The sequence below is a fragment of the Pontibacter populi genome, assembly GCF_040278685.1.
Classification (GTDB): Bacteria; Bacteroidota; Bacteroidia; order Cytophagales; family Hymenobacteraceae; genus Pontibacter; species Pontibacter populi.
In genome coordinates, this window is the sequence record NZ_JBEOKT010000010.1 from 110,444 (window position 1) to 137,296 (window position 26,853).

Annotated in this window: 21 protein-coding genes; 9 read left to right on the forward strand and 12 right to left on the reverse strand. The window is 45.3% G+C overall.

What is annotated here, in order from left to right; all coding sequences use genetic code 11:
- Positions 1 to 146 precede the first annotated feature (146 nt).
- From alaS to ABS362_RS12565, 3 genes are all read left to right on the forward strand, one after another.
- Positions 147 to 2,783 carry an alanine--tRNA ligase gene (alaS, locus tag ABS362_RS12555; RefSeq protein WP_350412826.1) on the forward strand — a complete coding sequence of 879 codons (2,637 nt, stop codon included), beginning with the start codon at positions 147 to 149 and terminating at the stop codon, positions 2,781 to 2,783.
- A gap of 68 nt (positions 2,784 to 2,851) precedes the next feature.
- Positions 2,852 to 4,309: an Asp-tRNA(Asn)/Glu-tRNA(Gln) amidotransferase subunit GatB gene (gatB, locus tag ABS362_RS12560; RefSeq protein WP_350412827.1), complete on the forward strand. Its 1,458-nt coding sequence runs from the start codon at positions 2,852 to 2,854 to the stop codon at positions 4,307 to 4,309.
- Between the two features lie 96 nt (positions 4,310 to 4,405).
- Positions 4,406 to 5,527: a redoxin domain-containing protein gene (locus ABS362_RS12565; RefSeq protein ID WP_350412828.1), complete on the forward strand. Its 1,122-nt coding sequence runs from the start codon at positions 4,406 to 4,408 to the stop codon at positions 5,525 to 5,527.
- An 85-nt stretch (positions 5,528 to 5,612) separates the two neighbouring features.
- Here ABS362_RS12565 and ABS362_RS12570 read toward each other — a convergent pair whose 3' ends face one another.
- The 3 genes from ABS362_RS12570 to ABS362_RS12580 form a co-directional block, all read right to left on the reverse strand.
- The gene (locus tag ABS362_RS12570; RefSeq protein WP_350412829.1) at positions 5,613 to 6,230 is read right to left on the reverse strand and encodes a hypothetical protein; all 618 of its coding nucleotides are present in this window, start codon (positions 6,228 to 6,230) and stop codon (positions 5,613 to 5,615) included.
- 4 nt (positions 6,231 to 6,234) lie between these two features.
- Positions 6,235 to 6,768, reverse strand: coding sequence for an acyl-CoA thioesterase (locus ABS362_RS12575; RefSeq protein ID WP_350412830.1), 534 nt, complete (start codon positions 6,766 to 6,768; stop codon positions 6,235 to 6,237).
- 92 nt (positions 6,769 to 6,860) lie between these two features.
- The gene (locus ABS362_RS12580) at positions 6,861 to 7,520 is read right to left on the reverse strand and encodes a protein-L-isoaspartate(D-aspartate) O-methyltransferase (protein WP_350412831.1); all 660 of its coding nucleotides are present in this window, start codon (positions 7,518 to 7,520) and stop codon (positions 6,861 to 6,863) included.
- A 171-nt stretch (positions 7,521 to 7,691) separates the two neighbouring features.
- Between ABS362_RS12580 and ABS362_RS12585 the strand changes: the two genes are divergently transcribed.
- Positions 7,692 to 8,282, forward strand: a complete 591-nt coding sequence (locus ABS362_RS12585) for a riboflavin synthase (RefSeq protein ID WP_350412832.1) — start codon at positions 7,692 to 7,694, stop codon at positions 8,280 to 8,282.
- 218 nt (positions 8,283 to 8,500) lie between these two features.
- Here ABS362_RS12585 and ABS362_RS12590 read toward each other — a convergent pair whose 3' ends face one another.
- Positions 8,501 to 9,082, reverse strand: a complete 582-nt coding sequence (locus ABS362_RS12590) for a phosphatase PAP2 family protein (RefSeq protein ID WP_350412833.1) — start codon at positions 9,080 to 9,082, stop codon at positions 8,501 to 8,503.
- A 3-nt stretch (positions 9,083 to 9,085) separates the two neighbouring features.
- Positions 9,086 to 9,985 carry an oxygen-dependent coproporphyrinogen oxidase gene (gene hemF, locus ABS362_RS12595; RefSeq protein WP_350412834.1) on the reverse strand — a complete coding sequence of 300 codons (900 nt, stop codon included), beginning with the start codon at positions 9,983 to 9,985 and terminating at the stop codon, positions 9,086 to 9,088.
- A 230-nt stretch (positions 9,986 to 10,215) separates the two neighbouring features.
- Here hemF and ABS362_RS12600 point away from each other — a divergent pair, with 230 nt between their 5' ends.
- Complete coding sequence (locus ABS362_RS12600) at positions 10,216 to 12,294, forward strand: alpha-ketoacid dehydrogenase subunit alpha/beta (RefSeq protein WP_350412835.1); 2,079 nt, start codon at positions 10,216 to 10,218, stop codon at positions 12,292 to 12,294.
- A 199-nt stretch (positions 12,295 to 12,493) separates the two neighbouring features.
- On the opposite strand, the gene tamL is transcribed toward ABS362_RS12600, so the two are convergent.
- Complete coding sequence (gene tamL, locus ABS362_RS12605; protein ID WP_350412836.1) at positions 12,494 to 14,911, reverse strand: translocation and assembly module lipoprotein TamL; 2,418 nt, start codon at positions 14,909 to 14,911, stop codon at positions 12,494 to 12,496.
- A gap of 13 nt (positions 14,912 to 14,924) precedes the next feature.
- On the opposite strand from tamL, the gene ABS362_RS12610 reads away from it, so the two are divergent.
- Positions 14,925 to 15,671 carry a TrmH family RNA methyltransferase gene (locus tag ABS362_RS12610; RefSeq protein WP_350412837.1) on the forward strand — a complete coding sequence of 249 codons (747 nt, stop codon included), beginning with the start codon at positions 14,925 to 14,927 and terminating at the stop codon, positions 15,669 to 15,671.
- Between the two features lie 73 nt (positions 15,672 to 15,744).
- Here the strand turns inward: ABS362_RS12610 and ABS362_RS12615 are convergent, their stop codons facing one another.
- The 4 genes from ABS362_RS12615 to ABS362_RS12630 form a co-directional block, all read right to left on the reverse strand.
- Positions 15,745 to 16,872 carry an outer membrane beta-barrel protein gene (locus ABS362_RS12615; RefSeq protein ID WP_350412838.1) on the reverse strand — a complete coding sequence of 376 codons (1,128 nt, stop codon included), beginning with the start codon at positions 16,870 to 16,872 and terminating at the stop codon, positions 15,745 to 15,747.
- A gap of 12 nt (positions 16,873 to 16,884) precedes the next feature.
- Complete coding sequence (locus tag ABS362_RS12620) at positions 16,885 to 17,754, reverse strand: hypothetical protein (protein ID WP_350412839.1); 870 nt, start codon at positions 17,752 to 17,754, stop codon at positions 16,885 to 16,887.
- A 15-nt stretch (positions 17,755 to 17,769) separates the two neighbouring features.
- The gene (locus tag ABS362_RS12625; protein WP_350412840.1) at positions 17,770 to 18,303 is read right to left on the reverse strand and encodes an RNA polymerase sigma factor; all 534 of its coding nucleotides are present in this window, start codon (positions 18,301 to 18,303) and stop codon (positions 17,770 to 17,772) included.
- Between the two features lie 759 nt (positions 18,304 to 19,062).
- Positions 19,063 to 19,770, reverse strand: a complete 708-nt coding sequence (locus ABS362_RS12630) for an arylesterase (protein WP_350412841.1) — start codon at positions 19,768 to 19,770, stop codon at positions 19,063 to 19,065.
- 140 nt (positions 19,771 to 19,910) lie between these two features.
- Here ABS362_RS12630 and ABS362_RS12635 point away from each other — a divergent pair, with 140 nt between their 5' ends.
- From ABS362_RS12635 to ABS362_RS12645, 3 genes are all read left to right on the forward strand, one after another.
- Positions 19,911 to 20,609 (forward strand): ABC transporter ATP-binding protein, encoded by a 699-nt coding sequence (locus ABS362_RS12635; RefSeq protein WP_350412842.1) that lies wholly within the window; start codon positions 19,911 to 19,913, stop codon positions 20,607 to 20,609.
- A gap of 119 nt (positions 20,610 to 20,728) precedes the next feature.
- Positions 20,729 to 23,302, forward strand: coding sequence for an ABC transporter permease (locus ABS362_RS12640; protein ID WP_350412843.1), 2,574 nt, complete (start codon positions 20,729 to 20,731; stop codon positions 23,300 to 23,302).
- Positions 23,303 to 23,426: 124 nt separating this feature from the next.
- Positions 23,427 to 24,263: an SDR family NAD(P)-dependent oxidoreductase gene (locus ABS362_RS12645; RefSeq protein WP_350412844.1), complete on the forward strand. Its 837-nt coding sequence runs from the start codon at positions 23,427 to 23,429 to the stop codon at positions 24,261 to 24,263.
- A gap of 138 nt (positions 24,264 to 24,401) precedes the next feature.
- Here the strand turns inward: ABS362_RS12645 and ABS362_RS12650 are convergent, their stop codons facing one another.
- Together ABS362_RS12650 and ABS362_RS12655 are read right to left on the reverse strand one after the other, a co-directional pair.
- The gene (locus ABS362_RS12650) at positions 24,402 to 24,764 is read right to left on the reverse strand and encodes a CoA-binding protein (protein WP_350412845.1); all 363 of its coding nucleotides are present in this window, start codon (positions 24,762 to 24,764) and stop codon (positions 24,402 to 24,404) included.
- Positions 24,765 to 24,856: 92 nt separating this feature from the next.
- Positions 24,857 to 26,434: an NAD(P)/FAD-dependent oxidoreductase gene (locus ABS362_RS12655; RefSeq protein WP_350412846.1), complete on the reverse strand. Its 1,578-nt coding sequence runs from the start codon at positions 26,432 to 26,434 to the stop codon at positions 24,857 to 24,859.
- Positions 26,435 to 26,853 lie beyond the last annotated feature (419 nt).

A 26,853-nucleotide genomic window follows, 5' to 3' on the forward strand; every position in this document is an offset into this window, starting at 1 on the left:
TTTACAGCTAAAATATGCTACTTTTGCTAGTAATTGGCTTACCGGAACGCGAAAATTATCCGTGCTTCTGAAAGGCAAAAATTCTATATTTTTTGTTCTTAAACAACAAGTATAGCAGATAGTATCTAAAGGCTTAATAATCATAGATGAACTCAGCTGAGATAAGACAAAAGTTCCTGGATTTCTTCGCTTCCAAGCAACACCAGGTCGTGCCATCGGCACCGATAGTGGTTAAAGACGACCCAACCCTGATGTTTATCAACTCGGGTATGGCCCCCTTCAAAGATTATTTTTTGGGCAACAAACCTGCGCCGTATAAGCGCATCGCCGATACCCAGAAATGCCTTCGCGTAAGTGGCAAGCACAACGACCTGGAAGAAGTAGGTTACGACACCTACCACCACACCATGTTCGAGATGCTCGGCAACTGGTCGTTTGGCGATTACTTTAAGAAAGAAGCCCTGGAATGGTCGTGGGAACTGCTGACTGAAGTATACAAACTGCCAAAAGACAGGCTGTACGTTTCTGTATTCCAGGGCGATGCTTCCGAGAACCTGCAAATGGACCAGGATGCCTATAACATCTGGAAATCTATGATCGCGGAAGACCGCATCCTGATGGGTAACAAGAAGGACAACTTCTGGGAAATGGGCGATACCGGCCCATGTGGTCCGTGCTCGGAGATACATGTGGATTTGCGTACTGATGAAGAGCGTGCGCAAGTGGATGGTAAGTCTTTAGTAAACAACGATCACCCACAGGTTGTCGAGATCTGGAATAACGTATTCATGGAGTTTAACCGCCTGGCGGATGGCTCGCTGGTAAAACTGCCTGCACAACACGTGGATACCGGTATGGGCTTCGAGCGTTTGTGCATGGCTATCCAGGGCAAGCGCTCTAACTATGATACCGATGTTTTCCAGCCACTGATCCAGTTTGTAGCTAAGGAAGCTGGCGTAGTGTATGGCGAGAATGAAAAGACAGACATTGCCATCCGCGTAATCTCTGACCATATCCGTGCCATTGCCTTTACCATAGCTGATGGACAGTTGCCATCTAACAACAAGGCTGGTTATGTGATCCGTCGTATCCTGCGCCGTGCGGTACGTTATGGCTTCACTTTCCTCGATTTCAAAAAGCCGTTCCTGTATAAACTGGCTGCCGTACTGGCCGACCAGATGGAAACTGTTTTCCCGGAACTGAAGCAACAGTTGAGCTTCGTGCAGCGCGTGATCGAAGAAGAAGAGAACGCTTTCCTTAGAACTTTAGAAAATGGTCTGAAAAGACTGGATGCACTGGAAGCTAAATTCAAAGAGAACAACAATACTATCGATGGCAAAACTGCTTTCGAACTATACGATACCTTCGGTTTCCCACTGGATCTCACTGCGCTGATCGCCCGTGAAAAAGGCCTGACAGTGGACGAAGCTGGTTTTGGCGTGGAGATGGAGCAGCAGAAGAACCGTTCGCGCAACGCTTCAGCTTCAGAGCAAAGCGACTGGGTTATAGTTCAGCCGGATGTAACTACCGAGTTTGTAGGCTACGACTGCAATGTTTCAGACTCGCATATTGTGCGTTACCGCCAGGTGAAGACCAAGAATAAGAGCGAGTATCATATCGTGCTTGATAAGACTCCTTTCTATGCTGAGAGTGGTGGTCAGGTAGGTGATACGGGTTATTTGGTTTCTGATTCAGAGCAGATCGAAGTGCTGGATACAAAAAAAGAGAACGATCTTATACTTCATATCACAACGAAGTTACCACAGAACATCGAAGCTGCTTTCCGTAGTGAGATCGATTTTGAGCGTCGTAACTACATCCGTAAGAATCACTCTGCTACGCACTTACTACATGCCGCTTTACGTAAAGTTTTAGGTGAGCACGTGCAGCAGAAAGGCTCTCTAGTAAACGAAAAAGTATTGCGTTTCGACTTCTCGCATTTCGCGAAAGTAGAAGATGTCCAGATCCGTGAGATAGAGCATATCGTGAACGAACGAGTGCGCCAGAGCATTCCGCTGGAAGAGCAGCGCAACGTACCAATTGCCGAGGCCAAAGAAATGGGAGCAACCGCTTTGTTCGGCGAGAAGTATGGCGAGTATGTTCGTGTGATCGCTTTCGACAGTAAGCACTCGGTAGAGCTTTGCGGTGGTACGCACGTGTATAATACAGGCGAGATCGGTTACTTTAAAATAGTATCAGAAAGCTCTGTAGCTGCCGGTGTTCGTCGTATTGAAGCCGTAACTGCTACACTTGCCGAAGAATTTGTACAGGCCCAGTTAGATGAATTACATGCTGTCCGTGAAGTGCTGAACACCCAAAGCAATGTATCAGGTGCGGTGCAGAAACTACAGGACGATAATAAAGCCCTACAAAAGCAACTGGAGCAATTCGAATTGAAGCAACTAAGCGGCCTGAAAGATACCTTAGCCCAGAAAGCACATCAACTTAATGGTGTAAACTTAGTAGCTGAGCAGGTTGAAGTGAGCAACGCTGATCACCTGAAAAAGCTTGCTTTCGATATGCGCCAGGTAGTAGACAACCTTGTATTGGTACTGGCTGCTGAAATTGACGGCAAACCACAGATCGCGGTAATGTTATCTGATAACCTGGTTGCTGAAAAGAATATGAATGCCAGCCAGATGGTACGCGAACTTGCCAAAGAAATTAAAGGCGGTGGCGGTGGTCAGCCATTCTATGCAACTGCCGGCGGTAAAGATACTGCAGGCTTGCAGGCTGTACCGGGCAAAGCAGTAGAACTTGTAAAGACTTTAATGAATAATTAGTAATGAGTAATGAGTAAAGGCTCAACTATAAATTAGTCCTAACTCATTCGTCATTAATCATTAAAAAAATGGATAAAGCGATAAGAGATAAATACCAGGCAATCATCGGTCTGGAAGTGCACGCACAGTTACTGACGGAGAGTAAGGCTTATAGTTCTGACTCGACGGAGTATGGTATGCTGCCAAACACCAACCTGAGCGCCATCACACTTGGTCACCCTGGTACATTGCCGCGCATTAACAAAACCGTTGTAGAGATGGCTGTAAAAATGGGTCTGGCTACTAACTGCAACATTACGCGCTACAACATCTACGCCCGTAAAAATTACTTCTATCCCGATCTTCCGAAAGGTTACCAGATCACACAGGATAAGACACCTGTTTGTACGGCTGGCCATATAGTTGTGAAAGATGCGGAAGACAATGACAAGCGTATTGGCATTACCCGCATCCACATGGAAGAAGATGCTGGTAAGTCGATGCACCTGGCAGGTGAAACCGAAACGTTGGTTGACTTTAACCGTGCCGGTGTACCGCTTATCGAGATCGTATCGGAGCCGGATATCCGTGATTCTGTAGAAGCTTATAACTACCTGACCGAAATAAAGCGCCTGGTGAAGTACCTGGACATTTGCGACGGTAACATGGAAGAAGGTTCGCTGCGTTGCGATGCTAACATTTCTGTGATGCTGAAGGATTCTCCGCTGTGGGGTACGAAGGTAGAAGTGAAGAATATGAACTCCTTCCGTAACGTACAGCGCGCCATTGAGCACGAGATCGAACGCCAGATAACGGTGCTCGAAAACGGTGGTACAGTTGACGGTGAAACACGTAACTTCGATGCCAACACGGGTTCTACTACGGCCATGCGCTCTAAGGAGACCCTGAACGATTACCGTTATTTCCCTGAACCGGATCTTCCGCCGCTGGTAATTGAGCAGGAGTGGCTGGAGCGTATTAAAGAAACGATGCCGAGTCTGCCGCAGGAACTATACAAGCGTTTTACGGAAGAGTATGGCTTGCCTGAATATGATGCTAACGTACTGACCGATGCGAAGGAAGTTGCCTTATACTTTGCGGAGCTTTGCAAGTATACTTCTAACTATAAGGCGGCCTCTAACTGGGTAATGGGTCCGGTAAAATCGTACCTGAACGAGTTGCAACTGCACATAAAGGATTTCCCGCTGCAGCCACATAGTATTGCTGAGATTATTGCATTGGTTGATGAGAACAAGGTAAGCCATTCTGTCGCTGCAAAGAAGATCTTCCCTTACATGCTGGAGAACCCGGGAACACCGGCACACCAGGTAGCAGAAGAGCAGAACCTGTTGCAGGATTCTGATGCAGGAGCACTGGAAGCAATTATTGCTGAAGTGGTGGCTGGTAACCCGCAGAAAGTGGCTGAATATAAAGCTGGTAAACAGAGCCTGGTAGGTATGTTCATGGGCGAGGTAATGAAGAAAACAAAAGGCAAAGCTGATCCGAAAGTTGCAAACAAATTGCTTATTGAGCGCCTTAACGCATAATTAGTTAGATAAAAGACTTGATGACAAAGGACAAAAGAAATTAGTTTTTTGAAACTTTTGTAAATCAGTCTTTTGTCAAATTTTTAAATAAACGGTATGAAGAACTATAAGAACTACCTGGTTTTAGCCTCAGCCATAGCAATGTTAGCTAGCTGCCAGGGTAATAAGTCTGCTACAAATGGCGAAGATGGCTATACCATACAAGGTAAGCTGAGCAATGCGGCAACAGGCAGCAATATTTACTTGTTTGAACTTGATAAACAGCAGTTCGTACCGCGTGATACAGCACAGGTGGAGGAGAATGGCGTTTTTAATTTTGAAGGCGAATCTTCAGAGCCATCTTTTTACCGTGTAACTATAGACCAGCGTGACGGTGTAATCCTGGTATTGGATAATGGAACAGACATTAAGCTGGAAGCCGATGCCAAAGACTTGAATGGAACTTCCAAGATCGAAGGTTCAGATGATTCGCAATTGTTTCAGGAACTGAATAAGATGGTGAATGAAACGCAGATGGAGAAAATGGGCTTGGAACAACGTTTTATGCAGGCCAATTCCGAAGGCAAGACAGAAGAAGCTGAAGCTATTAAAAAGGAGTATGATGCACTGCAGGATAATATCAAAAAATTCCTGGCACAGCACCCGACTTCTGTGGTTTCAACATTTGGTACGCTCACACTTATTGATCCGGCTACAGACTTTGCTTTTGCAGACAGTATGTCAACACTTTTCAGCAAAAACCTACCTAATTCTAAGTATACCGCTGAGCTAAATGATCGCCTGAAAGGCATGCGCAGTACTGCTGTCGGACAAATGGCCCCTGAAATTACATTGCCAACCCCGGATGGCGGATCAGCTTCCTTATCTTCGTTACGTGGCAAGTATGTGCTCATAGATTTCTGGGCAAGCTGGTGCGGACCGTGCCGCAAAGAAAACCCGAATGTGGTTCGCATGTATAACGAGTATAAAGACAAAGGATTTGAAATTTTCGGGGTATCGCTGGATCAGAACCGTGAGAAATGGTTAAAAGCAATTGCGGATGATAAACTGACCTGGCCACACGTATCGGACCTGAAAGGATGGGAGAGTGCAGCTGCCGGATTATATAACATCACTGCTATTCCGCAGACTTTATTGCTTGACAAAGAAGGACGCATCATAGCTAAGAATTTACGTGGCAAAGAACTGGAAGATAAACTGGCAGAAGTCCTGAACTAAATCACGTTACAGAACTATAATAAAAAAGCCTTTCCGTAATTGGAAAGGCTTTTTTATTATTTAGAACTGCAATGTTAGTTGTGAACTATAAGAAAGTCTTTTGAAGTGCTCCCCAAAGTAGTTTTTTCTTTTCCTGATCGTTCTCGAGATCTGCCAGCGAATGTGAAAATACGATAGGTACGTTACCCAAGGTAACCGGATTGTATAATGTGAATTTTTCGTGCGGCAGATTAGATTCAACTCGGCTCGCAAAGCTGATGATATAGTTTACCTGTAGTGCTTGCTGCAGGTCTTCAAAAACAGCATTGGAACCGGACAAGTTATTTACATAAGCTACATCTGATGGCAGCAAACCAATAGCAGATAATATCTTCTGCAGAAAACCCAGCTGTGGTAATTGCATAAAAGCAGCATCGGGCACCGTTACCAGCACCACAACTCCTCTCTTGTTTTCCCCAATTGTTTTAAACTTATCCGGTGCAGCAGGAGCTTTAGGTACGTCAGGCAACTTCGGGATTTCCTTTAAATGTACTTCCGGCTTGGCAACTACGACCGGCTCAACTATAGCTGGTTGCTCCGGGCTTATAGTTTCTTTAACCTCATGCGCAGGCACAGCAATTTCGCCATCCACTAAAAAAACAGTTTCCGGTATAAAGTTCTTTAAAAACTCGCTGCTTAATTCCTCTGCCTGTAACCCTGCCATGTATTTAGCCCTGTACGCTTTCTTTGATATCGAAAATAGATTTAAGCTCGTTGGCTTCGCTTGGTTTCATACGGCCTGCCAATACCAGACGCAACTGGCGACGACGTAAGGCACCATCGTATAGTTTGATTTCTTCTTCTGTTTCAGGTATTGCTTCCGGTACGTCAATCGCTTTGCCAGACTGGTCTACAGCCACAAACGTGAAAAATGCCTGGTTTGAAAGTACTTTTTTACCGCTTGGAATATCTTCGGCATACACCACAATATGTACCTCCATAGAGGATGCAAATGCACGGGTAACTTTAGCTTCCAACGTAACGACATTGCCCAGCTTTATGCTTTCTTTGAACGAAACGTTATCTACAGAAGCTGTTACAACTATGCGGTTAGAGTGTTTTTGAGCAGCTATAGCAGATACAATATCCATCCAATGCATCATTCTGCCACCCATCAGGTTATGCAGGGTATTGGTATCGTTTGGTAATACCAGTTCGGTCATGATGACATACGATTCGCTTACTTTTTTCTGTTTACGCATAGTGTTTTTGATTCTTTGTACAAAGATAGGGCAAGAGCCTCCAAACAAAAAACGCTCTTACATATTTGATACCGTTAAACTATAGAATGACACTAATTGCCAGCATCCCAGCCTTCGCGTCCCAGCAGTGGCACGAACTTGAAATCGTCAAACTCTTCCTGTTCAAACTCTGTTTCGGTAGTTCTGGTAATCCGGAGCATCTTCTGGCTGCTTTCGTTTCCGACAGGAATGACCAGAATGCCACCTACATTTAATTGCTTTAACAAACTGCGCGGAACAACGGGCGCGCCAGCCGTAACTATAATTTTATCGTAAGGGGCATGCATCGGTAAGCCTTCAGATCCATCGCCGTGAAATGTATGTGGTTTTAAACCATATCTTGCAAAAAAACGACGAGCCTTATCGTAAAGCGGTTTATTATATTCTATAGTGTATACGTTAGGAGTTATCTGCAATAATACACAACATTGGTAGCCAGAGCCTGTACCTATCTCCAGTACTTTATCAGTTGGTTTTAAGCGGAGTAGTTCCGTCTGAAAAGCAACTGTATACGGCTGTGAAATGGTCTGTCCTTCGCCGATCGGGAAAGCTTTATCCTGGTAAGCCTGCTCTACAAATGCTTTCTCGAAAAAGAAATGGCGGGGCACTGCATCAATGGCAGCTAATACACGCTCGTCGCGGATTCCTTTCTGGCGAAGATGTTGCACCAAACCGCGGCGCATTCCTTTATGTTTATACAGATCAGTTTCCATGGTAAGTTTTACTTTGGCTATAGTTATATGTACTACCTGAGGACTACAGGGGTTCTAAATCGCTAAAATAAGGAACTATGGATTATTTTAACCCATAAATCAGCGGAATTACCGGATTACTTTCCGAGTACTGTCATTATCCTGTATCTTTAAGCCTCAAACGATAGAATTATGTTTACTGGAATTATAGAGACTTTAGGCAGGCTGGAAGCCATCCGCGAAGAAGCTACAAACAAACATTTTACGTTTTCTTCAGCATTTACACATGAGTTGCAGGTAGACCAGAGCGTGGCCCATAATGGCGTATGCTTAACGGTTGTAGCTATAGATGGTGATACCTATACTGTCACAGCTATTGATGAGACGTTGCAGAAGACAAACCTGAACACTTTAAAGCAGGGCGATGTGGTGAACCTTGAACGCTGCATGCTGGCAAACGGCCGTTTCGATGGTCATGTTGTGCAAGGTCATGTAGATCAGACCGGTATCTGCGAAAGTGTAACAGATGAAAATGGCAGCTGGAAATTCACTTTTTCGTATGATGCCTCTACCGGGAATGTAACCGTGGAAAAAGGTTCTATCTGCGTCAATGGTATCAGCCTGACAGTGGTTGCTTCCCAGTCAGACCGTTTTTCTGTAGCTATTATCCCGTATACGTTCGAGCATACCAACCTGCACACGGTTAAACCCGGCGATAAAGTAAACCTGGAATTTGATATTATTGGTAAGTATGTGGCCAGATTGCTGGGTAAACAGAACTAAGGTTTTAAGATTTGGCTGTACCTGGATAAATCAGATGTAATTTGATTTGTAGAGAGCAATACCTTGCGTCTCTTTATGTCTGTACCAGGATTTGTAATTTCTACTGATTTACTTAAAGAACTGTAATTGTTTGAAACTTATGCAAACAAGTCAGTCAACTATATTATTACTTCTAAGTTCTCGAGTATAATCCAGCAATCCATTTAAGCTTAAAAATCTTAATTCTGGGGCCGAAACCAGCTGTATTTTTTTATAACTATAGCATAACTCAGCGAGCATACATAAGCTGCAAAGCTGCCAACTATAGCTCCGCCAACTACATCGCCCGGAAAATGCACGCCCAGGTAGATACGACTATAAGACACTACTACTGCCCAGGCAATAAGTATAAACTTAAAAACAGCGTAACGGTCGGAGAGGATGAGGTTGAAAAATACCGCAAAGCCAAACGCATTTGCCGCATGCGACGACATGAACCCAAATTTACCTCCGCAACCAGCTACCAGGTTTATTACATCTGATAAGGTTTCGTCATGGCAGGGGCGAAGGCGGGCAAAATAAGGTTTAAATATGCCGGAAGTAATGCTGTCAGCCAAGGCTATAGTTAGCACAGCCAGCAGCAGCATCGGAATACTTTGTCGTTTATATTTCCAGATCACATACCCTATTACCCCCAGGTAAAAAGGTACCCACACATATTTGTCTGAGGCAAAGACCATGATCGGGTCCCAGAATGGAGACTGCATGTCGTTCAGGTACACAAACAGCTCTTTGTCAAGCTCAATCAGCTTTTCCAGCATTTGCTATTGTACGTTAATCCAATCGATGTCTTTTTTAAGGTAGTTGAGCGTAAGCTCCTCAGGGCTGCCCGGCTCGGGTTTATGGTTGTATACCCATGAGGCATATTGCGGCAAACTCATCAGAATAGATTCAATGCGGCCACCGGTCATCAATCCGAACTTGGTACCACGGTCATACACGAGGTTAAACTCCACGTAACGGCCACGGCGAATCAGTTGCCATTGTTTTTGCTGTTCGTTATAAGGCAAATTGCGGTTCTCGTTCATGATCTTGGTATAGAATGGTGCAAAGGCATATGCTACATCCTTCACAAAATCAAAACGCTGCTGCAATGTAAACTCTTCATTGGCCATTAACCTGTCGAAGAAGATGCCGCCAACACCGCGCGTTTCCTGGCGGTGCTCGTTAAAGAAATAATCATCGGCCCACTTTTTAAACTCCGGGTAATAGCTGGGGTGGTGCTTGTCGCAAACGGCCTTCATGGCCTTATGGAATTCCTGGGCCTGCTTCAGGTCCAGGTAAATAGGGGTAAGGTCTATGCCGCCGCCAAACCAGGCTTTGCCATCACCGGCTTCAAAATAGCGCACGTTCATGTGCGTGATAGGCACCATTGGGCTGTGCGGGTGCATTACTACCGAAACGCCAGTCGCGAAGAAGTTCGGATCTGGCATTTCCAGCATTTTCAGGAACTGTGGTGAAAGCTGACCACCAACTGCCGAGAAGTTTACGCCTCCTTTTTCCAGCACAGCACCATTCTCTATAATGCGCGTTATCCCGCCGCCATGCTCGGCATGCTGCCATTCATCTTTCTGGAAAGTGGTACCACCATCACAGTTTTCAAGGTCGCGTACCAGGTCCAGCTGAAACTGGCGCATAAAGGCTTCTACTTCGTCTCTGAACATATTTTTTATTTATGACTAATTGATAAAAGACTTTGTGACAAAAGACAAAGTAGCACTTTCAAGGCTAAACTAAATCAACACCTTATTTAAGTGTCTCTTGTCTTTTATTTTACATCTATCATCAAAGTAAGGGCAAAAATACTTAATTCAGATGGTTCTGCCGAACCGTGTATTAGATTTTAGAAAAAGGGCGAATTTTATTAATTTCGTGGAATACAAAAGTATAAACTATGTCTAAAGATACCCTGGAAGATTTTAGAGTGGATGTTGCTGTCCTGAAAAAAGCTTACCGACTGATGATAACTGCCAAAACCATGGCAGACACTTACGAAGAGAACAAAGCTATCTGCAGTAAATATGTGCACAGTACAAGCCGTGGACATGAAGCTATACAGTTAGCAGCTGCTTTCCAGCTAAAACCATACGATTATGCAGCCCCTTATTATCGCGACGATTCTATACTTTTAGGAATTGGCATGCAGCCTTATGAGCTGATGTTGCAGTTAATGGCCAAAGCAGACGATCCTTTTTCAGGTGGTCGCACGTACTATGGGCACCCTTCGCTGCGTCGTGAGGGTTTCCCAACTATACCACACCAAAGTTCAGCAACTGGTATGCAGGCTATTCCGGCAACTGGCATGGCACACGGTATCGCTTATTTAGAGAACCAGGGCTTACTGAATGCTGATGAAAAACCCGTTGTGCTTTGCTCACTGGGCGATGGTTCCGTAACGGAAGGTGAAGTAGCCGAAGCGTTCCAGATGGCTGTTTTAAAGGGATTACCTATAGTTTATTTAATTCAGGATAACGACTGGGGTATTTCGGCAACTGGCAAGGAAATGCGCGCCATGGATGCGTACGAGTATGCAGCAGGTTTTAAAGGCATGGAGCGCCTGCGCGTAAATGGCTCTGACTTTGCGGAGTCGTATGAAGGCATGCGTATTGCCTTTGAGTATGCCCGCGAAGTTCGCAAACCTATACTTGTTCATGCCAAAGTTCCACTTTTAGGTCACCATACATCTGGTGTGCGTCGTGAGTGGTACCGTGGCGATAACCTGCAGCAGCATTCTGTAAATGACCCTATCCCGAGATTAAAGCAAACGTTGCTTAGCCTGGATGTAACAGAAGATGAAATAGAGGCGCTGGAGCAGGAAGCCTACAGAACGGTAAATGATGACTATAAGCGTGCCTTGGAAGCTCCTGTTCCAGACCCGAGTACTTTTAACCTGCATGAGTTTGCTCCAACCCCGGTAACAGAAGAAAAGGGAGAGCGCAGCCCGGCAGGAGCGGAGAAAGCCATTATGGTGGATGCGGCGCTGCATGCCGTTGATGATATTTTAAGAACGTATCCGGAAGCGTTATTTTACGGGCAGGATGTTGGCGGTGAACTGGGTGGTGTGTTCCGTGAAGCAGCGTTATTGGCTAAAAAGTATGGCGATGCACGCGTTTTCAATACCCCGATACAGGAAGCCTACATCGTTGGCTCTACAGCTGGTATGTCGACAGTGGGAGCAAAAGCTATAGTTGAGATACAATTTGCGGATTACATCTGGCCTGGCATGAACCAGTTGGTAGAAGAGCTATCGAAGAGCTGCTACCTGTCGATGGGCAAATTCCCGGTACAGTCTGTTATTCGTGTACCTATCGGTGCATATGGTGGCGGCGGACCTTACCATTCAGGTAGTATTGAATCTACGTTGCTGACTATACGTGGTATAAAAGTAGTGTACCCAAGCAACGCTGCCGATATGAAAGGCCTGATGAAAGCTGCTTTCCTGGATCCGAACCCGGTTGTTATGCTGGAGCATAAAGGGCTTTACTGGTCTAAAGTGGCCGGAACGGAAGATGCTAAAACTATAGAACCAGACGAGAACTATATCCTGCCATTAGGCAAAGCCAATGTGGTACAGTATGCCGATGATGCTGAAGTAAAGATGGGTAACAGCATGACCATCATTACTTATGGAATGGGTATATACTGGGCTAAGACTGCTGCCAAACAATTCCCGGGAAGTATCGAGATACTAGACCTCAGAACACTGAACCCGCTTGACTTTGAGGCTGTAGTTGCATCAGTCAAACGTCATGGCAAAGCGTTGGTACTTACCGAAGAACCATTAATGAACTCGTTTGCAGAGTCGTTGGCTGGCCGTATCTCTAAAGAATGTTTCCAGCAGTTGGATGCACCTGTTTATACCTTAGGCGCTGCCAACCTGCCGGCTATACCGCTTAATGTAGAGCTCGAGAAAATGATGCTACCGAACCCGGATAAAGTTGCTTCAACAATAGAAGAGTTACTCAATTACTAAGTATAGTTAAACTATAAAATAAAAGCCCTGCCTTAATTGGCGGGGCTTTTTATTTGTCTAGATCGGGATTATAGATGATGGACTGGATAAAAAAATTGGCCAAACTATAACTCGAAATTAATCTGTAATTCAACTATAAACTCACAATAGGTTTATAGTTTAGCCTAACCCCAAAATCCTTAATCCTAAAAATTTTAATCTAGAATGGATACCCGATACCGATGTTCAGGTTGCTCTGGTTACTTCTGGTAAAGAAATCGGAAAAGCGGAAATCACCCAGTACGAACTTTTTACCGTTAATACCGCCCGGGTCATAAACCTTTGTTGCAAAATCGAAGCGGAGGACCAGCACGGTTAAGTCGAACCTCAGGCCAAAGCCTGTACCAACAGCCAACTCTTTATAGAAATCATTGAACTGGAAAGAGGAGCCAGGGCGTTGCGGATCATCCTCAATGGTCCAGACGTTACCGGCATCTACGAACAAGGCTCCGTTCAGGAAACTGAATATATTGAAACGATATTCTGTGCTGGCCTCTATCAAAATATTGCCCGGCTGTTCAGACTCAATAAACTCATTAGTGTCTTCAAACCTGATAGAATCGACAAAAGTGCCAGGTCCTAAGCGACGTGACTGCCAGGCACGTACACTGGATGCACCACCTGCAAAGAAATGTTTCTCGTAAGGCAATACCGTCGCGTTTAAAATAGGGCTGGCAATACCTGTGTTTATGCGGTACACAAAATAGCGCTTATTGCCTAACGGTATGTACCGACGATAATCCGGATTGAACCTGACAAACTGGAATGTCTCCAGGTCATTTATTCTCAGATCAACGCCCAGTTCCTGAGATAGACCACCTACTTCTACCAAACCCCTGAAAAAACGTGCATTACGTGTCTGTGCAAAGTCGTTGGTATTATAGGTCAGGTTAAAAGACATAGAACTGATGATACCACTCCTGAAACTCTCTGCAAAAGACCTGTAGCGTATTAATGCTTCCTGGAAGTCCTCTGAAAAAGTATTTGTATCGGCTTGAACTATAGTCAGGTTTAGTGGCGAGAAAATGTATTGTAGGGTTGGTGCCTGTAACGGGGTACGGGACTTTTGCCAGATATAATCAAGGGAGAATTCGTAGCTGGACCGCTTGTATTCCTGTCGGTCAACGTTTGTGAAGCCAGTATAAATACGGGTTCTCGGGCTGTACTTTGATAACAGGTTTCGGCCATACGGCGCAATTATAAACGGAAAAGTAAGTGACATATCGCCCCCAAATTCCTTGATCATGACGGTTTTCTGTTCGTCAGTTAAGCTGATCTGCCCTTCAAAACCACCTCTGATACCAAGGTCAAGATTTTCGGCACCACCAAACACATTACGAACCCGCAACCTGATACTGGAAAAAGGACCCGGCGTTCGTTCAGTATAATTCAGACCAAGCTCGGTTGTTTCCTGGAACCGTTTAGAAGGCAGGGCATTGATGTAAGCATTCAGCAGGTTGGTATTGTTACTATCAGCCGGATTCGTGATCTTATTGTAAAGCACATTATTGAACTGGAACACATCCAGGTCGGCGAGTTTGCGCTGGGTGGTTGCCGTACGCAGCTGGCTGTACTTCTGGCCAGGGTAAATGTCTACTTTTTTGTCCAGTATCCTGGTAGAGTACTTCTGGTCGTAGGCAACGTAGTTAATGTTGTTGTACGTTATTGTATCGCGCGGAATGCCAAAGCGGTCAGAATCGGTTTTAAAATATACATTTTTGATTTTGTATACCTGGTGCTGGGCGCCGGTTTCCGGGTTCTGAACTATAGTTGTAACGGCGGTCTTATTTTCGGTGCCAAGCGTGTCTACTTCAAACTCAATATAAGCACGGGCAAAATCATAGTAGCCATTATTTCGCAGCAGTTCATAAATACGGGTACGCTCTTCGGTTATAATATCTTCGTTATAGATGTCATTCAATTGCAGCAACGACCTGTTTGAGGAAGCTTTAACCAATGCCAGAACTGCTGTATCCGGGATACTATAGTTTAGCTCATTGTACCGGTAAGGCTCATTTTCGTTGATATTGAGCGTAACGTAAACCAGTTTGTTCTTGTCTTCTTTTGTAAAATCAATGGAGTGCTTAAAGTAACCGTGTGCGTTTAGATAAATAGATATCTGATCAATTGTCTGCACCATCAGTGTAGAGTCGTAAATGGCAGGTGGCTCGCCGAGCTGCATCAGGAAATTACCTTCTTCTTTTTTCTCCCGTAGCCTGGCAATGCGGTTACTGAACCGGTTCCGGATGCGCTGGATCTTGGCCGAATCAGTACCGGCCTCACGGTATTTTGCACGCCATTTTTCCTGCGTCTCCAGGATGCGCTCATCTATTTTAGGCGGGTTATAAAACTTTTTACCGATGTTATATACCACCAGGTAAGGGGTAGAGCCCAGGAACATGCGGTTAGGCTGTTGCTGGTATAAATTCTCTATCTCAGCGACTTCTATCTGCTGCAGCCCCTGCGGTTTAATGCTAACTAACAGCTGTTCGTCCTCGCCCAGATCTTTGGTGGGTACACAGCCTGCCGAAAACAAAATTGTAATTAACAGACCGAATATGTAAAATCGTGACTTCAAACGGACCACAGTTATGTTATCAAAAGCAGTTATCAAGTATATAAACTCGTTGCAAGTAAAAAAATACCGCAACCAACACCAAGCCTTTGTGGTGGAGGGAGCAAAAAGTGTTATCGAATTACTGCAATCCGGTTTTGAACTGCAGCATGTATACGTAACCGAAAGCTTTGAGAAAGAACATGCCCGGCTACTTGGTAAAGGTATAACTTATGAAGTTGTAACGGAAGCGGATCTGGTTCGTGCAGGCACTTATGCTACAAATAATGCTGCCCTGGCTGTAGCACATATGCGTCAGTGGCCCGAACTTATAGTTGCACCGACCGAACTGGTCATTGCTTTGGATGATATCAGGGACCCAGGCAACCTCGGTACCATCATCCGAATTGCGGACTGGTATGGCATCGAAAAAATAATATGCTCTGAGAACTGCGCTGATTTTTATAACCCCAAAGTAATTGCCGCCACTATGGGCTCTTTTACCCGCATGCAGTTACATTACCTAAACCTCGAAGACTGGCTTACCCAACTCAATAAAACCCACCAGATCTTCGGTGCCTCTTTAGCTGGCGATAACATTCACCAGATGAAGTTACAGCCACAGGGTATAGTTGTCATGGGCAACGAAGCGAACGGCATCCGTCCGGAGGTAGCGAAACAGGTGAACCAGCTCATTAAAATTCCGGCTTTTGGCCATGCCGAGTCATTGAATGTGGCAACTGCAACTGCTATCATCATCGATAATTTCAGGCGCTGGGCTTAAACTATAGTTGCAAAAAAAGAGAGCCCTAGACTAGAGCTCTCCTTTAACACAATCAATTCACAAATTAAACTTCTTAGTTAAGCAAACGGAAACCAAAGCTGATAACATTCACCTGCGGTCCGCGTGCTTCTTTAAAGAGGTCGTTCATATTATACTTTACAAACATGCTAAAGTTGTTGTAACCTATTACACCGGTAGCACCATACTGGAAGTCGCTCAGGTTAAAGCTGCCACGGTCTTTGTCTTTTGTTGAGTTGCCTTCCTGCTCATATTTCACTTTGCTGTGGCTGCCTAAACGGTAACCTGCAAATCCACCCGCACCAATATGGAAGCCATCTTTTCCATTGGCACGCTTAAATTTCAGCATCGGCATCAGTGGTACGTTTATGCTTGAAGTAGCCAGTTTAGATTTCTCATAGCTGATGTCAGCCACTTTCACGAATTCAGTCACATCATTTTCTGTGTCCTGTATGATGTAGTTCTTATCGAACATATAGTTGTTGAAGGCAAACTCCACACCAGACACCAGGTAGAACGGGCTTTTCTGGCCACCGATCTGAGAGATCATGTGTGAATTTAAGCTTACATAGCGAGAACCCATTGGTTTCAGGTCCGGAACAAACAAAGCGTCTTCTTTATCTATGAACGTGTTCAGGCCCAGGTCAATATCAAAGTTGAAACGGGTTGCTTTATAAACTTCCGGTTTGTCGTCGTCAGCATCTTCGTCCTGGTCACCAACGTTCACCTTAGTCGTATCAACGTCTTCGTCAATCTCCACGTCTATCTTTATGTTTTTGCCTAGCTTTACCTGGTGATGCTCTTTGGTTACTTTGCCTTTAGCGTCAGTCTCCTGAATGGTAACAGTTACTTCTTCAGTGCCATCTGCTTCGTTTTCCTTCGTGTTAAAAGTAACAGTCATCTGTTTTGTTTTGCCATCCTGGGCAGTGGCACCTTCCATTTTATCCACCTGCTTTACATATTTGTTCAGTTCGTGCATCAGCGAGTCCAGGCTATAGTTCTGGAAAGCTTCGAGTTGCTGCATATTCTGTAGTTGCAGGATCATTTTAGCGCCATTGGCCATTTTTATAACAATTGTGTCCTGGTTCTGGGCTCTGTTGGCAACGGTAAGACCGCCTTTGGCAGACACACCGGTAGCTGCGGCCATGCAAATGGCCATTACGATTAGTAGGATTCGTTTCATGGTTTTAAGGGATTAGAGATTGATTACTTTTGAGATTTTTTGTTTTCCAATTTTAGTTTCTAGTGCAATTTTGTTGGCATTAACGCCCAGGTCTGCGAAGTTTACCTGCTCCCCGTTAGAGAGATTTTTTACCTGTTTGAAGATACTTTTTGCCAGTCGCTGCTTCTTCTCGAAAGAGCTGTTCTCTTCTGGTTCGTCGGAAGCGGCGAGTGCAACAGGCTCGTTATTTACAGTGCGTTTTATAATGATCTGAACCGGCTCGGCGCTGTTTGCTGATGCAAAGGCTACCGGCGTTTGTACAGCAGTTGGCAACTGTGGCTCTTCAACCTGCTGTGCTGGTTTGGTAGTTTGCTGTGCCAGCATGGCCGGTTGTTTTGTACCTTCTACCTTTACCCACTGCTGATCTGCTCTTTTGCGTGGTTTAGTAACCGGCTTCTTAGCGATCGTTTTTGCTGGGGCAGCAACTATAGTTGGTTCTTCGGTTACAGTTGGATCAGCTATAGTTTGTTCCGGTGTGGCTACAGCTATAGTTTGCTCTGTGCTTGCTGCTGTTTTATCAGTAGCTATAGTTTGAGCCGGTTCTGTAGTTTGCTTATCTCCCAGGTCAACCTGCGCAATAGTTTGGTCGGTTACAGTTTGTGGTTGATTGAACTTGAGAACAACACCAACTGCCAACAGTAAAGCAATGGCAGCTGCAATAGAGTAGTACAAAAATCCGTATCTACGTTTCTCTTCATGCTGCTCTTGTTGTATCTGTAGGGTTGCTTGTGGCATTTCAGCCTCCATGCGTTCCTGCAGTCGGTTCCAGAGGGCAGCGGGTGGCGCAGGAGCCATGCGGCCCAGGCGCTCGTTAAATAATTTATCTACTTCTTCAGGTTCCATAATTTTCCTCCTTTCTTAGCTGGCAATTGCTTCCTGCCCGGTCAGTCTTCTTTGTAACATGGCGCGGGCCTTGCTAAGTTGTGATTTTGATGTTCCTTCTGTTATGTTCAGCATATCGGCGATCTCTTTATGTGAGTAACCTTCTATAGCATATAAGTTAAACACGGCTCTGTAGCCTGCTGGTAGCGTGTGCAATAACCCTAATAGTTCACCTTCGTTCAGGTCGTGGTCTGCGCCGGCGGTTCCGGCAATCTGCGTGTAGCCATCTTCTATGGCCAGGTGCAGCGGTTCTTTTTTTCTTAAAAAGCCCAGGGCTTCGTTAACCATAATGCGACGTATCCATCCTTCAAAACTGCCTTTGGCTTCAAACCGGTCCACGTTCTGATAGATCTTCATAAACCCGTTCAGTAAAGCTTCTTCGGCATCCATGTCGTTTTTAAGATAGCGCAAACAAACCCCGTACATCTGGGAGGCATAGCGTTCGTAAAGCACCTTCTGTGCCTTACTGTCTGCCTGCTGGCATCCTGCTATTAATTCTGACTCTGTCACGCTGGGTAAAAGTTTAGCTTATAATCTACTCGTTGTTTTGTCAATCGTCTCAGCATTTTGCTGCGCTTCTGAACCTAAGATGTAAGGTTTAGGCCGGAGGTTGCCTGAGGGATTATAAATTTCTTCTTTTTTTTAGATATAGCCTTACCATTAACTATAAATAATTGATTATCAACTATAAATATTTAAAATAATCTGAAAATAAAATATTCGGGATGGGAGAGATTGGTATTTTTAAGCTGATTATGTAAGACGCAAGATTAAGTGTGTAGAATAGGCTAATCCAATAGCGTCAATTAAAACTGAATCTGTCATCTCGACGCTAGGAGAGATCTATTCAGAATTTTCTTGAGTATATCCGCTATAGATTTCTCACTATGTTCGAAATGACAGTTTTGAAATACTAATCATTAAGTAGACGGCATTGACGGTAATAGGGCAGGAACATCAACAAATGAATAGGGCATGATAATGCGCCTATAAAGTTATTGCAACATTGAGCAAATAAAAGAGGATTAGCGAACTATAAATGATCTCAGCTACTATAGCTGTACAATTCTGGAATTGAAATGTTTAGGAAACTATAGGTAAGGAGAATTTTAGGAAGGCCTAAAAACATAAAAGGCTCTCCGGGTGGAGAGCCTTTTAGTAAGTTTATGAAAATATAATTTTCAACTTTTAGCCATACATAATAACGGGGTAGTTAAAGTAAGGTTACGTTAAGTTGAAAATATTATGCAATTTTTTTTGGGAGCGTGTCTATTGCGCTGTTTCGTTCATCACGATCTCTTCTAAAGCATCCCAAACGTTTTCAGCTAGTATTTTCTGTCCTTCTTCGGTTGGGTGAATGCCATCATTCTGATTCAATTCCGGATTACCACCAACACCTTCCAGCAGGAACGGTATCAGGATAACATTCTCGTCTTTCTGCAGCCTTGTAAAAACTTCGCCGAACTCGCGGGTATATTGCTGGCCCATGCTCGGCGGCAACTGCATTCCCGCTAATACGATCTCAACCTCCGGATTTTTTGCTCTAACTTTTTCGATGATCGTTTTCAGATTCCTGTAAGAGCTTTCCGGATCAATACCGCGCAGGCCGTCGTTAGCACCCAGTTCCAGTACAAAAATATCAACCGGTTTTTTCAGAAGCCAATCGATTCTGCTTTTGCCACCCGCTGTGGTTTCGCCACTTACACCAGCATTTACTACTTTGTAAGGCAAGTTAAGTGAGTCCAGTCGTTGTTGTATAAGGGCCGGGAAGGCCTGTTGTGGTTCCAGCCCGTAACCGGCCGTTAAGCTGTTACCGAAAAACAGGATCACCTTAGTGTCTTCTTTTTTAGCTGACTGATCACCAACTACATTTTCCTGGCCTGCTTCAATTTGTTCTGTAGTGCTTTCTGTTTGGCTGCAACCAACTATAGTTAAGCTTAGCAGCAGTGCATACATCCAATTATTAGTTAACTTCACGTTTTACCTATTTAGTTGTACTTTTATACCTTATGTCTGTTAAACATATAACGAACATAAACAGTTATTAAGTTTTAGCCAAACATCTGGCTATTTGCGTGCGTTTTTACGTGCAATCATTCAAAATTAAACAAGCTACTGTGTCTACCATACTCGATATTCAGAACCTGACCAAAACCTACGACTCCGGCGACCGCCACCTTACGGTGCTGCAGGACATTAACTTTTCGCTACAGGCCGGCGATACCTGTTCTATAGTTGGGCCGTCGGGGAGTGGCAAAACTACGTTGCTTGGCTTATGTGCTGGCCTCGACAGGGCAAGTTCCGGGTCGGTTATCCTGAATGGCGTGAAGCTGGACAACATGAGCGAAGATGAGCGTGCGCAGGTTCGTAACATGTATGTTGGCTTTGTATTCCAGAATTTCCAGCTGATACCAACCTTAACAGCACTGGAAAATGTAATGGTGCCCCTGGAACTGCGCGGCGAACGAAATGTACAAAAACAAGCACTGGAGTTATTGGGTCGCGTGGGCCTGGCAGAACGTTCCGACCATTACCCAACACAACTTTCGGGTGGTGAGCAGCAGCGTGTATCTATAGCAAGGGCATTCTCTAACAGGCCAACCATCCTTTTTGCTGATGAACCAACCGGTAACCTGGACGAAGAAACCGGCACACGCGTAGAGCAACTTCTTTTCGATTTGAACAAAGAAGCCGGTACCACGCTGGTATTGGTAACCCACGACCTGGAGCTGGCTGAGAAAACAAACCGCATCATACGTATAAAAGGAGGTCTTATAGTTTCGGACCAGGTAACGGCACTAATGAATAATGGTTAATGTGTAATGAATAATGACTATTGCAGTCTGGGTCTTTACTGATAAATCGTTCATCTCTATTAATTATTCATTACACACTCATTCACTATCAAACTCACTAACTCAAAACTATAAGACGCGTGTCTGACAACTATATACACCTTCCTGATAAACCTAAACTTAACCTGCGCTGGCTTCTGCTGATGGCGTGGCGCGACAGCCGCCGGAACCGTGGCAAACTGGCGCTGTTCATTTCATCTATAGTGTTAGGCATTGCGGCGCTAGTGGCTATCAACTCCTTTAGCGATAACCTTAGAACAGATATAGATAAACAGGCGAAGTCGCTGATTGGCGCAGACCTGGTCATGGCTGGCAATAAACCACCGGAAGGAGAGATCAAAACCCTGATCGATTCTATTGCGGTGGGTGGCGACAGGTCTGATGAAGTGCGTTTTGTGTCAATGGTGTATTTCAATGCCTCGCAGAGTACCAGGTTAGTACAGGTGCGTGCATTGGAAGGTGGCTTCCCGTACTATGGCGCCATCGAAACCCAACCTGTGGAGGCAAGCAGAAGTTTCAGGAAGGGCAGACGCGCACTGGTTGACAACACCTTACTGCTACAGTTCAATACCAAACCCGGCGACTCCATAAAGGTTGGTAACCTTACCTTTGAGATCGCGGGAGCGCTTCATAAAATTCCGGGCCAGTCGGCCGTTACAGCAACTATAGCTCCGGCAGTTTATATCCCGAGAGAATACCTGGAAGCAACCGGTTTATTGCAGAAAGGCAGCCGTATCAGTTATTATCATTACTTTAAGCTTCCTGCTAAAACCGATGCCGATAAACTGGTAAAAAAACTGGAACCGCGCCTGGAAGAAGATGGGATGGCCTTTGATACTGTAAAAAGCCGTCAGGAAAGTACCGGAAAGGCCTACAGCGATCTTGCAAGTTTCCTGGCCCTGGTTGGGTTTGTCGCTTTGTTGTTAGGTTGTGTAGGTGTGGCAAGTGCCGTGCATGTGTACATTCGTGAAAAGCTGGCAACTATAGGCGTACTGCGCTGCATCGGGGTAAGTGGCAAACAAGCTTTCCTGATCTACTTATTCCAGGTAATGGCGATGGGGCTGATCGGGGCTATTATTGGAGCTATTCTTGGTAGCCTGATCCAGTTATATTTACCTCAGTTGTTCCAGGCTTTCCTTCCTGTTGAAGTTACCGTTTCAGTATCGTGGCTGGCTATTATAGAAGGCATTGGTATTGGCGTACTGGTGTCGGTTTTATTTGCCTTGCTGCCATTGCTAACGATACGCAACGTTTCCCCGATAATCACCTTGCGCTCCAGCGTAGAGCATTTGACCAAACAGAAAGACCCGTTACGATTAGCGGTTTATGGCTTGATATTGCTGTTTGTACTGGTGTTTGCTTACTTCCAGTTAGGAACCTGGCTTCGGGCGCTGGCTTTTACAGGTGGTGTGGTAGTTGGTTTTATAGTGCTGGCCTTACTGGCCCGCGGCATGATGTGGCTGGTTAAACGCTTCTTCCCGGTAAATTGGGGTTATGTATGGCGCCAAAGCCTTGCAAACTTATACCGACCAAATAACCAGACGCTCTTACTGACAGTTTCTATTGGCCTGGGTACGGCTCTTATTGCCACGCTTGTGCTGATGCAGCGCCTGTTGATCTCGGAAGTTGCCGTTGCCGGAAGCGAAAATCAGCCTAACCTGGTGCTGTTTGATATACAGACTGCTCAGCGCCAAGGCGTGATAGATATGGCTAAAGCCGAAGGATTACCGGTGCAGCAAATGGTGCCGGTGGTAACGATGCGCCTGGAAGAAATGAATGGCCTGACCGGAACCGATGTTCGCCAGGACACTACGTTAGGCATACCTGACTGGGCCTTTACCCGCGAGTACCGCGTCACCTACCGCGACACCTTGATTGATTCGGAAACTACAGAAGAAGGAGAGTGGATTGGAGAAGTGGCAGCTGATATAGAAGTTGTACCTATCTCACTAGAAGACAGATACGCAGAACGACTTAAAGTAAAGCTTGGCGATACACTGATATTTAATGTGCAGGGCGCGTTAATGCCAACCCGTGTGGCGCACCTCCGCGAAATAGAATGGAACCGTGTGCAAAGTAACTTCCTGGTGCTTTTCCCGAAAGGCGTATTAGAAGATGCTCCGCAGTTTCATATCCTGATGACGCGTACTAAATCAGATCAGCAATCAGCCGATTTTCAACGGTCCCTGGTGCAGCGTTTCCCGAATGTGTCAGCTATTGACCTGGACCTTATCTTACAAACGCTGGATGATATCCTGGGCAAGATTTCCTTTGTGATCCGGTTCATGGCCTTGTTCAGTATCAGTACAGGTTTGCTGGTGCTTATCGGCTCCGTCAACATCAGTAAGTTTCAAAGGGTACAGGAAAGCGTGCTTTTGAGAACGTTGGGAGCCAGCCGTAAACAGATACTGACTATAACTGCTTTTGAGTACCTGCTGCTTGGTGCATTGGCTTCCGGAACAGGGGTGGTACTGGCTGTATTTGCCAGTTGGGCCCTGGCTGTCTTTAGTTTCGAGGTAACTTTTGTACCAGTACTATGGCCGCTCATTCCAGTATTCATAGGTATTACGCTGCTTACCGTGGTTATCGGCATCTTAAACAGTCGTGGCATTTTAAGCCGGCCTCCACTGGAAGTGCTTCGGCGGGAAGTATAGTAGCAGATTTTCTGCCTTTTTATTGTAACGTTTATAGTTAGAGAGTAACCTTCAGCGTGTTGCTGCTGTAAACTTATAGTTCCGGCAAAGTACTATGCTTTAGTCGGGAGTATAAAATATAACTATGAAAACAATGGAAGGTAACAATCGGAAGACCGTACTTATTACGGGGGCATCCAACGGTTTCGGGCTGGAATTTGCCAAACTGTTTGCCAAAGACAACTATAACCTAGTGTTGGTAGCACGAAGCGCTGACCGGTTAAAAGAACTGGGCTATAGTTTACAGGACGAGTACCAACTGCAGAATCTGTGCATTGTGCAGTCAGACTTATCGCGGCCGGAATCGCCACAGGAAATTTACGACGAGCTGAAGCAAAAAGGCATTAAAGTAGATGTGCTGGTAAATAATGCCGGAGCCGGCTTGCATGGCTTCTTTCACGAAACTGAGTTGGAAAGGGAGTTGGAGATCATTCAGCTGAATATAGCCAGCGTGGTACACCTGACCAAACTCTTCCTGCAGGATATGGTGGCCCGCAACGAGGGTAAGATCCTGAACCTAGCATCTATTGTTTCGTTCATGCCTTCGCCGCTGATGTCGGTATATGCGGCTACCAAAGCTTTTGTACTTTCTTTTACAGAGGCACTCCAAAACGAACTGAAAGACAAAAATATAACGGTAACTGCTCTTTGCCCGGGTGCCAGCGACACATACTTCTTTAAGCGTGCCGATGCCGAGAATACCCGCGCCGCAAATGGTCCTTTATCTTCCCCGGAAGAAGTTGCCAGAGATGGATACAATGCTTTGATGAAAGGGGAGTCGCGGGTTGTTTCGGGTATGATGAACAAAGTTCAGGCAGGCGCATCTAACCTTTTACCAGACAGTGCCCTGGCAGCTACTATGCGTTACCAGATGGAGGAGAAATCGGATGAGGACAGGAAAACGCCTGAAAGCAAACTATAACAGATGGAAAACAAAAAAGGGATCTTGTACAGATCCCTTTTTCTATGTTAAACATAAGACAACAAATGCCATCTGCTTAACTTACACTTATTTATACGAATGACTTTTTGCCAGGTTATACTTTACCCTGAAAAAATTTTAATATGTACTGCTGGCCAGCATCACCAGGGTACAATGGTGCATCGTTTCGATGCCGTTTTCTTCGGCCATTTGCTCCAGTTCGCGGTTTTCGGTACCTGGGTTAAAGATGATACGTTTTGGCCTTAACGAAATGATATAGTCATACCATACCGGCTGGTTTTGTGGACCTACATAAAGCGTTAATGTATCTACATTATCCACCTTTTGTGTTTTGTCTGTAATAATATCCAGCCCGCCAACTTTACTGTTTTTAATGCCCACCGGCACTACTTCGTGGCCATGCTGCTGCAGTCGTTGCACTGCTTTATAGGAATAGCGTGATGGATTATCAGATGCTCCCAACACCACTGTCTTTTTCATAGTTTTTACTTTAAGTATAACAAAGTATATGATTAGTTTACAGCTACTTTTATAGTTAGGTTTTAAACCAAATCTTTCTTAAGCCAATCCAACTATAGTACCCGCTTTACTTTGGCCGCTATCATCTCAGCACAACGCTCGCCATCCATCGCTGCTGAAACTATACCGCCCGCATAACCGGCACCTTCGCCGCATGGGTACAGGTTTTTTATAGATACATGTTCCAGGGTTTCGCGGTCTCTAGGAATACGGACAGGAGAGGAGGTACGGCTCTCGACACCCACGATCTGGGCATTGTTGCTCAGGTAGCCACGCATCTTGTTGCCAAAGCCTTTAAAGCCTTCGCGTAAGCGGTACGCCATATCATCCGAGAAAAGCTCATTCATGTCTACAGAAGCAAGGCCAGGCTGATACGACGTTTCCAGTAACGATTTACTAACTCTGCCCTGGGTAAAATCCTGAAGCAACTGGGCTGGAGCAACCTGTGTACCACCGGCCATCTGGCAGGCTTTCTGTTCCAGGGCCTGCTGCATGCGCAAACCAGCCAATGGACCATATTTCTCCAGTTCCATATCCTCCAGCTCAATGGCTACTACTATACCGGAGTTGGCAAATTTAGAATCGCGGCGGCTTGGCGACATACCATTTACTACCACTTCGCCGGGTGCCGTTGCCGAAGGAACTATAAAACCGCCCGGGCACATACAGAACGAGAAGATACCGCGTTGTTTGTTGTTGTAAACGTTTTGCTGCACCAAAGCATAAGAGGAAGCCGGCAGGTAAGCCCCCCGATCTTCGCATTTATACTGTATGCTGTCTATCAGGCTCTGCTGGTGTTCTACGCGCACGCCCATAGCAAATGGTTTGGCTTCTATAGTTACCCCGGAAGTATGCAGGGTTTCAAAAATATCGCGGGCACTATGTCCTGTCGCCAGTATCACTGATTCGCCAATGTATTCCTTGCCATCCTGCGTAACCACGCCTTTCATTTCGCCACGCTCAACTATAAAACGGGTCACGCGCTTATCAAAAAGTACTTCACCGCCAGCTTCACGCACCGTTTCCCGGATAGCTTCTATGATTTTAGGCAATTTGTTGGTACCAATGTGGGGATGAGCATCAAAAAGAATATCCGGCGTTGCGCCATGCTGCACAAATATTTGCAAGATACGCAACAGGTCGCCACGTTTTTTGGAACGGGTGTATAGTTTACCATCAGAGTACGTACCAGCGCCGCCTTCCCCGAAACAGTAATTCGAGTCCGGGTTTACGATATGCTCTTTGTTGATGGCTGCCAGGTCTCTGCGGCGGCTTCTCACATCTTTGCCACGCTCCAGAACTATAGGTTTTAACCCAAGCTCTATGCAGCGCAAGGCAGCAAACAAACCAGCGGGTCCGGCACCAACTATAATAACAGGCTTCTCACCGGAAACATCTTTGTAACTATAGACCGGCGAAATGATCTCGGCAGGAGGGGAATCTAAGTAAAGGTCGGCTTTAACGCGGACTAACACCTGGCGGCCGCGGGCATCTATAGAGCGCTTTATGCGGTGCAGGAGTTTTACATCTTCAGGCTGAAGGCGGGCGCTTTTCAGTAATTCGTGTTCTAATTGTGCGGCATCAAAAGCCACCTCAGGAGACAACACGATCTCCAGTTCTTTCTTTCTCATGTAGTTAGGTAAGGTAGTTAACCTTAAACTTTTTAATTGTTGACTCAGCTATATTAATTCTAATGGCTGAATTGCTAAATGGTTAAATTGTCGACTCAGCTATAGTTGCACAATTAATTCTGTAAACTGGCGCCGGTATCCAACCGGTGACTTACAGTGGATTTGAGTCTCCAGACTCACTGGTTTAAACTATAGTTTGACGAATAACAATACAAAGGTAATGCAAATTCAATCTACATAAAAAAAGACCTCACAGTTCTGAGAGACGCTGTGAGGTCATGCTTATGTTAAGTGTCCCCTTGAGGGGACAATCCTGCTACTTATACTAATTCTGTCATCTCGACTGTAGGAGAGATCTATCTCAACTATAAGACACATAAGATTCCTCGGCTTCACTCGGAATGACAATCCCGCAGTTT